The following is a 15,212-nucleotide window of genomic DNA, read 5'->3' on the forward strand; positions in this document are numbered from 1 at the left end:
GGCGTACCCGGATTCAAGGCCGTGAAGAATCCGCCGTTAGAAGTAGGCGAAGCGGAAATCAAGTCAGGCGAAAGGGGTATCCCCCCGACCGTGGGGTTTTGACAACGCTTTGCGAACCGGTGCCTGCGAAATGCGCGGCGGGCCGCCGGAGCGTTTGCCTGATCTAAAGGATTTTGTGAGAATCCAGCAGCAAATCTAAGCAGGCTTTGGCGCACGTTGGATTTGCAGCGGGCGCCAGGGTTCAAAAAACTATAAACGGTGGGGTGTCTCTGTGCGACGGGGTTTGTTGTCCGGCCTGCTGCGCCGCAATATCGTCGGGATTGATATCGGGTCTTCCAGCGTCAAGGTGGTGGAGTTGTCCGCCAACGGCAAACAGGGAGATTTCCGTCTCGAAAAGTGCGCCAGCGAGCTGGTTGAACGCAGCGCCGTCGCCGACGGCAATCTGGTCAACATCGATGCGGTTGGCAATGCGCTCAAGCGTGCCATCGCCAAGGCGGGCATCCGCAGCAAGGATGCCGTGCTGGCCATTCCGTCGAGCCTGACGGAATCGCAGACCGTCAGCCTGCCTGACAACCTGACCGAAGACGAACTCTTCGTGCAGGTCGAGAGCGAAGCCAACCGGCTGTTTCCGCCCTCGCAGAACGTCAATTTCGACTATGTGGTGATCGGCCCGTCCGAAACCGAGGGCGGCATCGGCGTGCGCGTGACGGCCACGGTGTCGGAACGCGTGACGGAGCGCGTGACGGCCGCCGAGATGGCCGGCCTCAAGCCCATCGTCATGGATGTGGAAGAGAACGCCATCCAGCGCGCCATGACGCACATGCTTGCCGTCAAGCCGGACGCTACCGAGACCGAGATGCGCGACATGCCCGTGGTGGCGATGTTCCATCTGGGCGGCGCTCGCTCGCATGCGTTGTTCTACCAGGGCTGGAAGGAGCTGTACGAGCAGCCGCTGTCGGGCTCGGGCGACCAGCTCACGCAGAGCATCTCGCGCCTGTTCTCGCTCGACCTGCTCAAGGCCGAGGTCAAGAAGCGCAAGAACACGCTGCCCGACGAATACCGCAGCCAGCTGCTCAAGCCATCGCTGGAGACGCTGGCGATGGAAGTCAGCCAGACGATCCAGAACTTCCTGTCGACCTCCAGCGTCGGCCGCGTGGACGAGATCGTGCTCTCGGGCGGCCATGCATCGCTGCTCGGCGTGCAGACGGCCATTCAGCAACAGACGCAGATCAATACGACGCTGGCCAATCCGTTCGCCAACATGGGCGCGGCCAAGAACGTCAACGCGCGCTATCTGCAGCGTGATCTTCCGGCGTACATCGTCAGCGCGGGCCTGGCCCTGCGCGGGCTGCAATAAGGAGGCGCGATGGCCAACGAAAGCGCCAATGTGGCGAGCGCGCTCCCGAGCGTCAACCTGCTGCCGTATCACGCCGAGCGGCGTGCCGGCAAGCGCAAGAAAGTCTTCATTAGCCTGGCCGCAGCGGCCGCTGCAGGCGCCGTGGTGGTGTTGGCGGGCGGCATGGTGATCGATCACCAGACTGAAGAGGCCCAGCGCATCAACGACATTCTCACGCAGAAGAATGCCGAGATGGACAAGCAGATCGCCGAGGTCAACACGCTGAAGAAGGACATCGACGATCTGCTGCAGCGCCAGCAGGCCGTGGAAAGCCTGCAGAACGAACGCAACCGCCCCGTGCAGTTGCTCGAGGAACTGGTGCGTCAGGTGCCGGACGGCATCTACCTGACCTCGCTCAAGCAGGAGGGCGATCTCTACACCGTTTCCGGCATTGCGCAATCGAACGAGCGCGTCTCGGACCTGCTGCGCAACCTGGGCGGCGTGCCCTGGCTCGATCATGCGGAGCTGGGCGAGTCGGTCGCCACCACGATGACGAACAACCTGAAGGAGCAGCGCCGCCTGTTCAACTTCACGATCCGCTTCCAGTGGAAGGCCGAGCCCGCAGCGTCGGCCAAGCCGGGTGCGGCCGGTGCAGCGGCGAGGAAATGACCATGGCGCTCACGACCGATGTTTCCCTGGAAGAACTGGTCAGCCAGTTCCGCGGCCTGAACCTGAACGAGCCGGAAACCTGGCCGACCGCGCCGCGCATCCTGTTCATGATTCTGGCCGCCGTACTCGTGATCGGGCTGGGCTGGCAACTGTACTGGAACGGCAAGTTTGACGAGCGCGATGCGAAGCGCACCGAGCAGGAGGCGCTCAAGAGCGCTTACCAGAGCAAGCTCGCGCAGGTGGTGAACCTCGAGGCGCTGCGCAAGCAGAAGGCCGAGGTGGAGCAGCGCGTTGCCAAGCTCGAGCTGCAATTGCCGAACAAGACCGAGATGGACGCGCTGCTGGCCGACGTCAACCATGCCGGCATCGCCCGCGGGCTGACGTTCGACCTGTTCCGTCCGGCCGCCGCGGTGGTGAAGCCGTACTACGCAGAGATTCCCATCTCCGTGAAGGTCAACGGGCGCTATCACGACATGGCGCTGTTTGCCGCCGATGTGGCCGCGCTGTCGCGGATCGTCACGCTGCAGAACATCTCCCTGACGGGTACCAAGGACGGTGGCATGGTGATGGATGCCCGTGCCCAGGCCTACCGTGCGCTCGACGCCGACGAGCAGGCCGCGCAACGCAAGGCTGCTGCTGCCGCCAAGGGGGGCGCCAAATGAAGGGCCACGCCATGACCCGTCGCCGCATGTCACACCTCGTGCGCCTGTCGCCGCTGTGCCTGGCCGTCGTGCTGACGGCGTGCGGCGCGAGTGAAGACGAGGAGCTGCAGCAATGGATGCAGCAGGCCCGCCAGCAGGTCAGCACCACGGTGCCGCCCCTGCCGCAGCCCAAGCCTTACGCGCCGCGCGAATACACCACCACCAGGCAGACTGACCCGTTCAGCGTGCAGAAGGTGGCGGAACTGTCGCGAGCCCAGAACGAATCGCCGGAACCGAATCGACGTCGCGAGCCGCTGGAAGACTATCCGCTGGAGGCCTTCAAGCTGCTCGGCACGATGAAGCGCAATGGCGAGACGGAAGGTGTCCTGTCTGTCGGGGACAAGACGCAGCACGTGCATGTGGGGCAGTACATCGGACAAAACTATGGTCGCATCGTCCGCATCGGAGACCAGGAACTCACCCTGCGTGAGCTGGTGCGCGAAGGCACGACCGAATGGAAAGAAAAAATGACGACCCTGAAAGTTCAGGAGGGCGCGCAATGACGATGCGTCTCGTGAAGGGCGGCCTGTCCCAGGCTGCCCGAGTGGCCCGGGGGGGCGCGGTGGCATGGCTTGCGCTGTGCTGGGTTTTCATGGCGGGCCAGGCCGCTGCTCAGCAGGCTGCGCCGGCTGCGGCCGCCGCCAATGCGATCGAGAAGGTGGAGCAGGCCACGGCCGGTGAATCCACCGTCGTGACGATCACGCTCAAGAGCGCGCCGGCGCAGAAGCCGGTCGAGTTCAGCACGCAGCAGCCTGCGCGCATCGCCATCGATTTCTTCGGCGCCGGTTTCGCACAGGGCCGTGCCAACTACCAATATGGCGGCAAGCTGCTGCGCTCGGCCAACGTGGTGCAGATCGGCGATCGCACGCGCGTGGTGCTCGATCTGGTGCGCCAGACTCAGTACAAGTCGGAAGTGCGCGGCAACCAGTATGTGCTGACGCTGGAGGCCGCGCCCGTGGCCTCGGCCGCGCCGGCGCCGACGTTCTCTGCACCGCCGCCCACGGCGGGCGCCGAGCGTCCGGCCGTACGCAACGTCGATTTCCGTCGCGGCGAAGACCAGGCGGGCCGCGTGGTCGTTGACCTGTCGACGGCCAACTCGGCGATCAACATTGCTCAGCAGGGCCAGAATCTCGTGGTCGACTTCGTGGGCGCCACGCTGCCGCAATCGCTGCGCCGCCGTTACGACGTGAGCGACTTCGGTACGCCCGTGCAGGCCATGCGCGCGACCGACAACGGCACCGGCGCACGTCTGATCATCGAGCCGCGCGGCAACTGGCAGTACAGCTCGTACCAGACCGACACGCAGTTCGTGGTCGAAGTGCGCCCGACCAAGGAAGACCCCAACAAGCTGATCGCTGGCCCGGGCTACCGCGGTGAGCGCCTGTCGCTGAACTTCCAGAACATCGACGTGCGCTCGCTGCTGCAGGTCTTTGCCGACTTCACCAACCTGAACATCGTCACGAGCGACAGCGTCACGGGCACCTTGTCCCTGCGGCTGAAGGACGTGCCATGGGATCAGGCCCTGCAGATCGTGCTCGACTCCAAGGGCCTGGCTTCGCGCCGCAACGGCAACGTGCTGTGGGTCGCGCCGCGCGGTGAGCTGGCCACGAAAGAGAAGGCCGAACTCGAGTCGCAGCAGCAGGTGACCGAACTGGAGCCGCTGCGCAGCCAGGTGTTCCGCCTGAACTACCAGAGCGCGGGCGACGTGCGCAACATGCTGCTGGGCGCCGGCGCTGCTGGTGGCGCCGGCGGCGCGGCCGGCGGGGCCGCAACGTCTCGCGTCCTGTCCAAGCGCGGCTCGCTGACCGCCGATCTGCGCACGAACCAGCTCTTTGTTTCCGACATCCCGAGCAAGCTGGAAGAGGTGCAGGCCTTCATCCAGAAGATTGACATCCCGGTGCGCCAGGTGATGATCGAGGCGCGCATCGTCGAGGCCGACGACACGTTCAGCCGCAACCTGGGCGCCAAGCTGGGCTTCATGAACCGGACGAATGGTTCCGGCGTGGGCAACTCGTACACCAACGTGCTGTCGCCGATTACGGAAAACGCCAAATGGGACAACAGTCCGGCGATCAGCTTCCCGGCCAACGGCATTAACGGCGTGAATGCCGCAAGTTTGGCGGTGAGTCTGTTCAATGCCGGCGCGAATCGCTTCCTGGCGCTCGAGCTGTCCGCGCTGGAAGCCGATGGCCGAGGCAAGATCATCTCGAGCCCGCGCGTAGTGACCGCCGACAACATCAAGGCGCTGATCGAGCAGGGTACCGAGATCCCGTACCAGCAGGCGACGTCTTCGGGTGCCACGTCGGTGTCGTTCAAGAAGGCCAACCTGAAGCTGGAGGTCACGCCCAAGATCACGCCGGACGGCAACGTCTTTCTGGATGTGGACGTCAACAAGGACAGCGTCGGCATCCAGACCACCAACGGCTTCGCCATCGACACCAAGCACGTGCAGACGCAGGTGCTGGTCGAGAACGGCGGTACGGTGGTGATCGGCGGCATCTACACGCAGAACGAGCGGACCGACGTGAACAAGGTGCCGCTGCTGGGCGACATCCCGGTGGTGGGCAACCTGTTCAAGAGCACCAACAAGATCAATAACCGCACCGAGCTGCTCGTCTTCCTGACGCCGCGGGTGCTGTCCGACCAGCTGTCGCTGAAGTAGCACAGCGGCGGGGTGTGCGACCTCGGAGCCCGGCGTCCCTCGTGGAGCGCCGGGCTTTTTTGTGTTCTGCAGCCGGGTTTGTGCGGGAGGGCGGGCAAATGCCACTACAATCAGGCACAACTTCCTGATTTCGCGCGATTTTGTCTGTTTCCAACGTTTTTTTCGTCGGCCTGATGGGCGCGGGCAAGACTACGGTCGGGCGCGCCGTGGCTCGCCGGCTGGATCTGCCGTTCTTCGATTCGGATCATGAGATCGAGGCGCGCTGCGGGGTGCGCGTGCCGGTGATTTTCGAGCACGAAGGCGAAGTCGGCTTCCGCAACCGCGAGACGCACATGATCGACGAGCTCACATCGCGCCAGGGGGTGGTGGTGGCCACCGGCGGCGGCGCAGTGTTGCGGCCGGAAAACCGGGCGTTCCTGCGCGAGCGCGGCACGGTCATCTACCTGCGGGCGAATCCGCACGATCTGTATCTGCGTACGCGCCATGACAAGAACCGCCCGCTGCTGCAGACCGAAAACCCGCGTGCCAGGCTGGAAGAGCTGCATGCGGTTCGCGATCCGCTCTACCGCGAGGTGGCGCACTTCGTCATCGAGACCGGCAAGCCCACTGTCGCCCAGCTTGTTAATATGGTCCTGATGCAACTCGAGATGGCCGGCATCGTCGCGCCGCCTGCGGGTTCCCCCATTCCGTCGCAAGTCTCCCGCTCGTCATGATTACCGTTGATGTCGACCTTGGTGATCGCGCCTATCCGATCCATATCGGGTCGGGGCTGCTGGCCCAGGCCGAGTTGTTTGCCCCCCACATTCGCGGCGCGCGTGCCGTGATCGTCACCAACGAAACGGTGGCGCCACTGTACGCGGCCAAGGTCGAGGCGGCCGTCCGCTCCCTCGGCAAGGCCGTCGACACCGTTGTGCTGCCCGATGGCGAGTCGTTCAAGAAGTGGGAAACGCTGAATCGCATCTTTGATGCGCTGCTCGCCTCGGGCGCCGACCGCAAGACCACGCTGGTCGCGCTGGGTGGCGGCGTGATCGGCGACATGACCGGCTTTGCCGCCGCCTGCTACATGCGCGGCGTGCCGTTCATCCAGGTGCCGACGACGCTGCTCTCGCAAGTCGATTCGTCGGTGGGCGGCAAGACTGGCATCAACCATCCGCTGGGCAAGAACATGATCGGCGCATTCCACCAGCCGCAGGCGGTGCTTGCCGACATCGACACGCTGCGCACGTTGCCGCCGCGCGAGCTGGCCGCCGGCATGGCCGAGGTCATTAAGCACGGTGCGATTGCCGATGCCGACTACTTCGCCTGGATCGAACGGAACATCGCCGGCCTCAACGCCTGCGATGCGGCGTTGATGGCCGAAGCCGTGCGCGGCTCGGTGCGCATCAAGGCTGCGGTCGTGGCACAGGACGAGCGTGAATCGGGCCTGCGCGCCATCCTCAACTTCGGCCACACCTTCGGCCACGCCATCGAGGCCGGCCTGGGTTACGGCGAATGGCTGCACGGCGAGGCCGTCGGCTGCGGCATGGTGATGGCGGCCGACCTGTCGCATCGCCTTGGCTTCATCGACGTCGACACGCGCAACCGCATCACCGCGCTGACGCGTGCGGCCAACCTGCCCACCGTGGCGCCGGACCTGGGCCTCGAACGCTTCATCGACCTGATGCGCGTCGACAAGAAGGCCGAAGCCGGCGAGATCAAGTTCGTACTGCTGCGCAAGCTCGGCCAGGCGTTCGTCACCACGGTACCCGATGCCGATCTGCGCGCCACGCTGCAGCATGCGGTGCTGCGGCCGCCGACCGAGGCGCCGGTCGCCTGATGCCGCAAGCGATGGCCCGATGAACGATCGCCTCGATATGCCGCCCGCGCCGTTCGACCTGGAAGGCCATCTCGCTCCCTACGCCGCGCATGCGGCGCAGTCGCGCGGCCGCGTGCACGCCGAACCGCCGTCCACCTCGCGCACCGAGTTCCAGCGCGATCGCGACCGCATCATCCACAGCACGGCCTTCCGGCGGCTCGAATACAAGACACAGGTCTTCGTCAACCACGAGGGCGACCTGTTTCGCACGCGCCTGACGCACAGCCTTGAGGTGGCGCAGATCGCCCGGTCGATCGCGCGCAGCCTGCGGCTGAACGAAGACCTGGTGGAGGCCATCTCGCTCGCGCACGACCTGGGCCACACGCCGTTCGGCCACGCAGGCCAGGATGCGCTCAACGATTGCATGAAGCCGTACGGCGGTTTCGAGCACAACCTGCAGAGCCTGCTGGTGGTGGACCGGCTGGAAGAGCGCTACGGCGGCTTTGACGGCCTGAACCTGACGTTCGAGACGCGCGAGGGCATCCTCAAGCATTGCTCGCGCAACAATGCGGCCACGCTCGGCGATCTGGGGCGGCGGTTCCTCCAAGGGCAGCAGCCCTCGCTCGAGGCACAGCTTGCCAACCTCGCCGATGAGGTGGCCTACAACAACCACGATATCGACGACGGCCTGCGCTCGGGGCTGATCACGCTGGAGCAACTCGAGGATGTGCCGCTGTGGACCGTCCATCGGCGCGAAGCGGAGGCGGCGTTTCCCGACGTCGGCGGCCGGCGCCTCATCAACGAGACGATCCGCCGCATCATCAACGCGCTGATCGTCGATCTCATTGCCACCACGCGCGCGGCCATCGCGGCGGCCGGACCGCAGAGCATCGACGACGTCCGCGCAGCCCCCGCACTGGTGGCGTTTTCCGAACCGATGCGTGAACAGGCGCGCGTGCTCAAGCGCTTCCTGTTCGACAATCTGTACCGCCACTATCTCGTGATGCGCATGGCCGCGAAGGCCCGCCGCATCATCGAAGAGCTGTTTGGCGCCTTCCTGGATGACCCGCGCCTGCTGCCACCGCAGTACCAAGCCAAGGACCAGCCCGAAGAGCAGCCGCGCTGGATCGCGCACTACATCGCCGGGATGACGGACCGTTACGCCATCAAGGAGCATCGCCGCATCTTTGCGGTGGATGCGGTGTGAGGCCGGCATCGGGCGGGCGTTGAGCGCCCGTCGCGCTGAAAAAGCAAGCGAAAAAAAAGCCCGGCCGCCCCAACGCATGCCGGGCCCAACGCGCCAACCACCGCCGACGAGCGCCCCCGCCGTCGACGGCCCCTGCGGCACGCCGGAAAAGTCGATCAGGACAGTGTCTGTTCGCTGACCGCCTCCCTCAGAACCGATACCCCAGCCCGATGCCCAGCAGCCAGGGGTCGACCTTCACCTTGCTGATCGTCTGCCCGGCCAGCTTCACGTCGGCGCTGATCCATGTCTTCTTCAGGTCGACGTTGAAGTACAGGCGCTCGGTCAGGCGATAGTCGAAACCCACCTGCAGCGCAGGGCCGATGCTGTTCCTGCTCATGTCCAAGTTGCCGACGCCCGGAACGTGAAGGTCGACGTTTGAGATGCGCGTGTAGTTGATGCCCGCGCCCACATACGGCTTGAAGCGCGACGCGGGCGTGAAGTGATACTGCAGCGTCAGGATTGGCGGCAGATGGCGGAAGCTGCCGATCTTGGTCGGGCCGCCGAGCGCGCTTTGCATGACCGTCACGTCATGCTGTTGCGGATACGTCAGGATCAGCTCGGCTGCCACATTCGGCGTGAAGAAGTACGAGACGTCCAGTTCCGGCAGCACCTTGTTGTTGATCTGGATCGCATCTGCCGGAATGGCGAGCGCCGGCACGGGGTCGGACTTGTTGGCCGCGGTCAGGTTGACAGCGCGCAGGCGCACCATCCAGTTGCCGGCGGCTGGCGGCAAGTCGGTGCTTTGTGCAAGCGCGGTTGAGCTCAGGCTGCCGGCCAGCAACCCGGCGGTGGCAACAACAGCGGCTAGGCGGACGCAGGCCATGAATCGCTCCCTCCAATCGTTTCGTGATGTGATGGGTGCCAGTCTCGCGGGGAGGTTGCCTACGCGATTTGCGCGCGATCAAGTCGACGCAGCCGCACGCCTGTGGACCGCGAGCCGGTTTGACGGTGCGCAAATTCGTGAGCGGTCCAGTAGCAAGCGTTTGCGAGCAAAAAAGTGGGGACAGGTTCATGCGGGCGGCGCTACGATACGCGTTTTCTCCTCCGGCTCTTCCCATGGCCCGCCTGCCTCGTCTCAGTCCGGTCGATGTGCCCGTACACGTGTTGCAACGCGGCAACAACCGCCAGCTCGTCTTTCGCGGCGACGACGACTACGCCTTCTACCTCGACACGCTTCGCATGGCCGCCCGCGAGCACGATTTCGCAATCCACGCCTTCGCGCTGATGCCGAATCACGTGCACCTGGTCGGAACGCCCAAGGTGGCAGAGAGTCTGTCGCGCACGCTGCAGGCGGTGGGGCGGCGCTATACCCGCTACTTCAATGCAGCGGCCCAGCGCAGCGGCACTTTATGGGAGGGGCGTTTCCGCTCCACCGTGCTGGATCCGGCCGAATGGGTGCTGCCCATGCTGTTGTATGTGGAATCGAACGCCGTACGCGGCGGGTTCGTTGCCACACCGGAAGAAGACCGGTGGAGCACGTATCGACACCATGTCGGCATTCAATCGATTCCGTGGGTGAGCGATCACTACTGCTACTGGCGGCTTGGGAATACACCGTTCGAGCGCCAGTCGCGCTATCGGACCCTGTGGCACGAGGGGCTGGGTTCGGATCAGATCGCGAAGATCCGTCAACACGTGCACAGCGGCTGGCCGCTCGGCAACGATGCTTTTCTCGCTACGTTGGCGCGCACCGGAGGGCGCCGTGTCGCGCCGCTGCCCAAGGGGAGACCGCCCCGACAGGCCGCCGAGCCGGAGGCGGAAGACACGACGTCGGCGCGATAGGCGCGGGGCATGGGGCGCACAGTCGTGTGCACGAATTTGATCTGTCCCCATTTTTTTGACTGCACCGCATGTGTGCATTTATTAATTTAATCCGACCCCATTTAAAACCTTTTGCGTGTTACGGACCGCTCTTTTATATTCGTTTCACCCCGCATTCATGGTGCGGCGCGCCATTGGCTGTTCTGCCCGCATCCGCACCATCGAGAGGGCCGCCTACGGCGAGCTGCACCGACAACATCGGAAGAACGCCGTGGAACAACACTCCTTCCCCATCGCGCCTTCGGCGCCGTCGGCCCAGGGTCTGTACGACCCGACCAATGAACACGACGCTTGCGGCGTCGGCTTCGTCGCGCACATCAAGGGCAAGAAAAGCCACGAGATCGTCCAGCAAGGGCTGCGCATCCTGCACAACCTCGACCACCGGGGCGCTGTCGGTGCCGACCCCCTGATGGGCGACGGGGCAGGCATCCTGCTGCAGATTCCCGATCAGTTCTTCCGCGAAGAGATGGCCAAGCAGGGCATCAACCTGCCGCCGGCCGGCGAATACGGCGTCGGCATGATCTTTCTGCCGAAGGAACATGCCTCGCGCCTCGCCTGCGAACAGGAACTTGAGCGCACCGTGCGTCTGGAAGGCCAGGTCGTGCTGGGTTGGCGCGACGTGCCGGTCGACAAGACCATGCCGATGTCGCCCACGGTGCAGAAGACCGAGCCGGTGATCCGCCAGATCTTCATCGGGCGCGGCCGCGACATCATGACCACCGATGCGCTGGAGCGGAAGCTGTACGTGATTCGCAAGACCGCCAGCCACGCCATCCAGGCGCTCAAGCTCAAGCACGGCAAGGAATACTTCGTGCCGTCGATGTCGGCGCGCACGATCGTCTACAAGGGCCTGCTTCTGTGCGAACAGGTCGGCCGCTACTACCAGGACCTGGCAGACCCGCGCACGGTGTCGGCGCTGGCGCTGGTGCACCAGCGTTTCTCGACCAACACGTTCCCTGCATGGGAACTGGCGCACCCGTACCGCATGGTCGCGCACAACGGCGAAATCAACACCGTCAAGGGCAACGTCAACTGGATCAACGCGCGTACGGGCGGCATCTCGTCGCCGGTGCTGGGCGATGATCTGCCGAAGCTGTGGCCGCTGATCTATCCGGGCCAATCCGACACGGCATCGTTCGACAACTGTCTCGAACTGCTGACGATGGCCGGCTATCCGCTGGCCCAGGCGATGATGATGATGATTCCGGAAGCGTGGGAACAGCACACGCTGATGGACGACAACCGTCGCGCCTTCTACGAATACCACGCTGCAATGATGGAGCCGTGGGACGGCCCCGCCGCCATCTGCTTTACCGACGGCCGCCAGATCGGTGCAACGCTCGACCGTAACGGCTTGCGTCCGGCGCGCTATTACGTCACCGACGACGACATGGTCGTGATGGCGTCCGAAGCCGGCGTGCTGCCGATTCCCGAGTCCCGCATCGTCAAGAAGTGGCGCCTGCAGCCGGGCAAGATGTTCCTGATCGACATGGAGCAGGGCCGCATCATCGACGACAAAGAGCTCAAGGACAACCTGGCCAATGCCAAGCCGTACAAGAGCTGGATCGATGCCGTGCGCATCAAGCTCGACGAGCTGGAAGCCAAGCCGGAAGACGTGGCGGCCGAAACCAAGCCGGCCGCCAAGCTGCTGGATCGCCAGCAGGCCTTCGCCTACACGCAGGAAGACGTCAAGTTCCTGATGGCCCCGATGGCCGCCAACGGTGAAGAAGCCGCCGGCTCCATGGGCAACGACAGCCCGCTGGCCGTGCTGTCCTCCAAGAACAAGACGCTCTACAACTACTTCAAGCAACTGTTCGCGCAGGTCACGAACCCGCCGATCGACCCCATCCGCGAAAACGTGGTGATGTCGCTCGTCTCGTTCATCGGGCCGAAGCCGAACCTGCTCGAGCTGAACAACATCAACCCGCCGATGCGTCTTGAAGTGAGCCAGCCCGTGCTGGACTTCAAGGACATGGCGAAGATCCGCAACATCGAGCACTACACCGGCGGCAAGTTCATGGCTTACGAGCTGGACATCTGCTACCCGGTCGCGTGGGGCAAGGAAGGCATCGAAGCACGCCTGGCCTCGCTGTGCGCCGAAGCCGTCGATGCGGTCAAGTCGGGCTACAACATCCTGATCGTGTCGGACCGCGGCGTGGACGAAAAGCAGGTCGCGATTCCGGCGTTGCTCGCCACGTCGGCCATCCACCATCACCTGGTGGAGAAGGGCCTGCGCACGAGCACCGGTCTGGTGGTCGAGACGGGTTCGGCCCGCGAAGTGCATCACTTTGCGCTGTTGGCCGGCTACGGCGCCGAAGCCGTGCATCCGTACCTCGCGATGGAAACGCTGGCCGAGCTCGCCCCGGGCCTGGGCCTGACCGCCGACAAAGCGATCTACAACTTCATCAAGGCGATCGGCAAGGGCCTGCAGAAGGTGATGTCCAAGATGGGCATCTCGACGTACATGTCGTACACCGGTGCACAGATCTTCGAGGCGATCGGCCTGTCGCGCGAGCTGGTGGACAAGTACTTCCACGGCACGGCATCCAACGTGGGCGGCATCGGCATCTTCGAAGTGGCCGAAGAAGCGCTGCGCCTGCACCATGACGCCTTTGGCGATGCGCCGGTCCTGGCCAACATGCTCGACGCCGGCGGCGAATACGCCTTCCGCATCCGCGGCGAAGAGCACATGTGGACGCCGGATTCGATCGCCAAGCTGCAGCACGCCACCCGCGCGAATTCGTACCAGACGTACAAGGAATACGCGAACCTCATCAACGACCAGAGCAAGCGCCACATGACGCTGCGCGGCCTGTTCGAGTTCAAGGTGGACCCGGCGCGCGCGATTCCGCTGGAAGAAGTCGAGCCGGCCAAGGAGATCGTCAAGCGCTTTGCCACCGGCGCGATGTCGCTCGGCTCGATCTCGACCGAGGCGCATACCACGCTGGCCGTGGCGATGAACCGCATCGGCGGCAAGTCGAACACGGGCGAGGGCGGTGAAGACGAGCGCCGTTACCGCAACGAGCTGCGCGGCATCCCGATCAAGCAGGGCACCAAGCTGTCGGACGTGATCGGCCGCGAAGTGGTCGAGCGCGATCTCGAACTGCAGGAAGGCGATTCGCTGCGCTCGAAGATCAAGCAGGTGGCCTCGGGCCGCTTTGGCGTGACGGCCGAGTACCTGGCGTCTGCCGATCAGATCCAGATCAAGATGGCCCAAGGTGCCAAGCCCGGCGAGGGTGGTCAGTTGCCCGGCCACAAGGTGACGGACTACATCGGCAAGCTGCGTTACTCGGTGCCGGGCGTGGGCCTGATCTCGCCCCCGCCGCACCACGACATCTACTCCATCGAAGACCTGGCGCAGTTGATCCACGACCTGAAGAACGTGAACCCGCGCGCGGACGTGTCGGTCAAGCTCGTTTCGGAAGTCGGCGTGGGCACGGTGGCCGCAGGTGTCGCCAAGGCCAAGGCCGACCACGTGGTGATCGCCGGCCATGACGGCGGCACGGGCGCTTCGCCGTGGTCGTCGATCAAGCACGCCGGCACGCCGTGGGAGCTGGGCCTGGCCGAGACGCAGCAGACGCTGATGCTCAACGGCCTGCGCAACCGCATCCGCGTGCAGGCGGACGGCCAGATGAAGACTGGCCGCGACGTCGTGATCGGCGCGCTGCTGGGCGCGGATGAATTCGGCTTCGCGACCGCGCCGCTGGTGGTCGAGGGCTGCATCATGATGCGCAAGTGCCACCTGAACACGTGCCCGGTGGGCGTGGCGACGCAGGATCCGGTGCTGCGCAAGAAGTTCTCGGGCAAGCCCGAGCACGTGGTGAACTACTTCTTCTTCGTTGCTGAAGAAGTGCGCGAGATCATGGCGCAGCTGGGCATCCGCACCTTCAACGAGCTGATCGGCCGCGCCGACCTGCTCGACACGAAGGCCGGCATCGAACATTGGAAAGCGCGCGGCCTGGACTTCACGCGCATCTTCTATCAGCCGGCGAAGAAGGAAGGCGAGCCGTGCTACCAGGTTGACGTGCAGGACCACGGTCTCGATCGTGCGCTGGATCACCAGCTCATCGAGAAGGCCAAGGCTGCGCTGGAGAAGGGCGAACGTGTGTCGTTCATCCAGCCGGTGCGCAACGTCAACCGCACCGTGGGCGCGATGCTGTCGGGCGAGGTGGCCAAGCGCTACGGCCATGAAGGCCTGCCGGACGATTCGATCCACATCCAGATGCAGGGGACGGCGGGCCAGTCGTTTGGCGCCTTCCTGGCCCACGGCATCACGCTGGACCTTGTGGGCGACGCCAACGACTACGTCGGCAAGGGCCTGTCGGGCGGTCGTGTGATCGTGCGCCCGCCGCACGAATTCCGCGGTGAGCCGACGTCGAACATCATCGTCGGGAACACGGTGCTGTACGGCGCGCTGGCCGGCGAAGCCTTCTTCAACGGCGTGGCCGGCGAACGCTTCGCCGTGCGCAACTCCGGCGCCACCACGGTGGTGGAGGGCACGGGCGATCACGGCTGCGAGTACATGACCGGCGGCACTGTCGTCGTGCTGGGCGCGACCGGCCGCAACTTTGCGGCGGGCATGTCCGGTGGCGTGGCCTACGTCTATGACGAGGACGGCCTGTTCGACAAGCGCTGCAACACGGCGCAGGTCGCGCTGGAATCCGTACTGTCGGCGGCAGACCAGGAGAAGGCGCACACGCCTGCGACCTGGCACAAGGTCGGTGGCGAGCGCGTGCTCGACGAGCAGCTCCTCAAGGCGCTGGTGGAAAAGCACTTCCGCTACACCGGCTCCGAGCGCGCCAAGGAACTGCTGGCCGACTGGACCAACGCACGCCGCCGCTTCGTCAAGGTCTTCCCGACCGAGTACAAGCGCGCGCTGGCCGAGATGTACGAACGCGAACAGGAAGCCGGTCGCGAGCAAATCGCGGCTTGAGCCTGATCCAGCGACCAGGCGGATGACGGATCTTCGGTGATCCGCCGTC

11 protein-coding genes are annotated in these 15,212 nt (G+C 64.7%); 10 read left to right on the forward strand and 1 reads right to left on the reverse strand.

Translation table 11 applies throughout. The annotated features are described in order from the left end of the window. Positions 1-286: 286 nt before the first annotated feature. The 8 genes from pilM to KHN96_RS17675 all read left to right on the forward strand — a co-directional run bounded on the left by pilM (position 287) and on the right by KHN96_RS17675 (position 8,370). Entirely contained in the window at positions 287-1,357 is a 1,071-nt protein-coding gene (gene pilM / locus KHN96_RS17640) for a type IV pilus biogenesis protein PilM (protein ID WP_180964262.1), read from the forward strand. A 9-nt stretch (positions 1,358-1,366) separates the two neighbouring features. Continuing rightward, positions 1,367-2,005: a PilN domain-containing protein gene (locus KHN96_RS17645; protein WP_045785021.1), complete on the forward strand. Its 639-nt coding sequence runs from the start codon at positions 1,367-1,369 to the stop codon at positions 2,003-2,005. Between the two features lie 2 nt (positions 2,006-2,007). Next, on the forward strand, positions 2,008-2,667 hold the full coding sequence (locus KHN96_RS17650; protein WP_045785020.1) for a type IV pilus inner membrane component PilO: 660 nt from the start codon (positions 2,008-2,010) through the stop codon (positions 2,665-2,667). Next, positions 2,664-3,209, forward strand: coding sequence for a pilus assembly protein PilP (locus KHN96_RS17655; protein WP_045785019.1), 546 nt, complete (start codon positions 2,664-2,666; stop codon positions 3,207-3,209). Before KHN96_RS17650 ends, KHN96_RS17655 begins: the two co-directional genes overlap by 4 nt. A gap of 2 nt (positions 3,210-3,211) precedes the next feature. Next, complete coding sequence (gene pilQ / locus KHN96_RS17660; RefSeq protein WP_280519180.1) at positions 3,212-5,368, forward strand: temperature dependent type IV pilus secretin PilQ; 2,157 nt, start codon at positions 3,212-3,214, stop codon at positions 5,366-5,368. Positions 5,369-5,508: 140 nt separating this feature from the next. Further along, on the forward strand, positions 5,509-6,081 hold the full coding sequence (locus KHN96_RS17665; RefSeq protein ID WP_180964246.1) for a shikimate kinase: 573 nt from the start codon (positions 5,509-5,511) through the stop codon (positions 6,079-6,081). Then, positions 6,078-7,184, forward strand: coding sequence for a 3-dehydroquinate synthase (gene aroB / locus KHN96_RS17670; protein ID WP_045785016.1), 1,107 nt, complete (start codon positions 6,078-6,080; stop codon positions 7,182-7,184). Before KHN96_RS17665 ends, aroB begins: the two co-directional genes overlap by 4 nt. Positions 7,185-7,203: 19 nt before the next feature. Then, the gene (locus KHN96_RS17675; RefSeq protein ID WP_062739461.1) at positions 7,204-8,370 is read left to right on the forward strand and encodes a deoxyguanosinetriphosphate triphosphohydrolase; all 1,167 of its coding nucleotides are present in this window, start codon (positions 7,204-7,206) and stop codon (positions 8,368-8,370) included. A gap of 187 nt (positions 8,371-8,557) precedes the next feature. Here the strand turns inward: KHN96_RS17675 and KHN96_RS17680 are convergent, their stop codons facing one another. Then, positions 8,558-9,232, reverse strand: a complete 675-nt coding sequence (locus KHN96_RS17680) for an OmpW/AlkL family protein (protein WP_045785014.1) — start codon at positions 9,230-9,232, stop codon at positions 8,558-8,560. Positions 9,233-9,465: 233 nt separating this feature from the next. On the opposite strand from KHN96_RS17680, the gene KHN96_RS17685 reads away from it, so the two are divergent. Continuing rightward, positions 9,466-10,191, forward strand: coding sequence for a transposase (locus tag KHN96_RS17685; RefSeq protein ID WP_062739462.1), 726 nt, complete (start codon positions 9,466-9,468; stop codon positions 10,189-10,191). Positions 10,192-10,441: 250 nt separating this feature from the next. Then, positions 10,442-15,163 (forward strand): glutamate synthase-related protein, encoded by a 4,722-nt coding sequence (locus tag KHN96_RS17690; protein ID WP_045785012.1) that lies wholly within the window; start codon positions 10,442-10,444, stop codon positions 15,161-15,163. Positions 15,164-15,212 lie beyond the last annotated feature (49 nt).

The sequence above is a fragment of the Ralstonia mannitolilytica genome (assembly GCF_905397375.1).
In the GTDB taxonomy this organism is placed as follows: domain Bacteria; phylum Pseudomonadota; class Gammaproteobacteria; order Burkholderiales; family Burkholderiaceae; genus Ralstonia; species Ralstonia mannitolilytica.

Excerpts from the sequence above, each read along its gene's own strand:
- KHN96_RS17645 (WP_045785021.1), top strand. The coding sequence starts at position 1,367 with ATGGCCAACGAAAGCGCCAATGTGGCGAGCGCGCTCCCGAGCGTCAAC.
- KHN96_RS17650 (WP_045785020.1), top strand. The coding sequence starts at position 2,008 with ATGGCGCTCACGACCGATGTTTCCCTGGAAGAACTGGTCAGCCAGTTC.
- KHN96_RS17655 (WP_045785019.1), top strand. The coding sequence starts at position 2,664 with ATGAAGGGCCACGCCATGACCCGTCGCCGCATGTCACACCTCGTGCGC.
- pilQ (WP_280519180.1), top strand. The coding sequence starts at position 3,212 with ATGCGTCTCGTGAAGGGCGGCCTGTCCCAGGCTGCCCGAGTGGCCCGG.
- aroB (WP_045785016.1), top strand. The coding sequence starts at position 6,078 with ATGATTACCGTTGATGTCGACCTTGGTGATCGCGCCTATCCGATCCAT.
- KHN96_RS17675 (WP_062739461.1), top strand. The coding sequence starts at position 7,204 with ATGAACGATCGCCTCGATATGCCGCCCGCGCCGTTCGACCTGGAAGGC.
- KHN96_RS17680 (WP_045785014.1), bottom strand. The coding sequence starts at position 9,232 with ATGGCCTGCGTCCGCCTAGCCGCTGTTGTTGCCACCGCCGGGTTGCTG.
- KHN96_RS17685 (WP_062739462.1), top strand. The coding sequence starts at position 9,466 with ATGGCCCGCCTGCCTCGTCTCAGTCCGGTCGATGTGCCCGTACACGTG.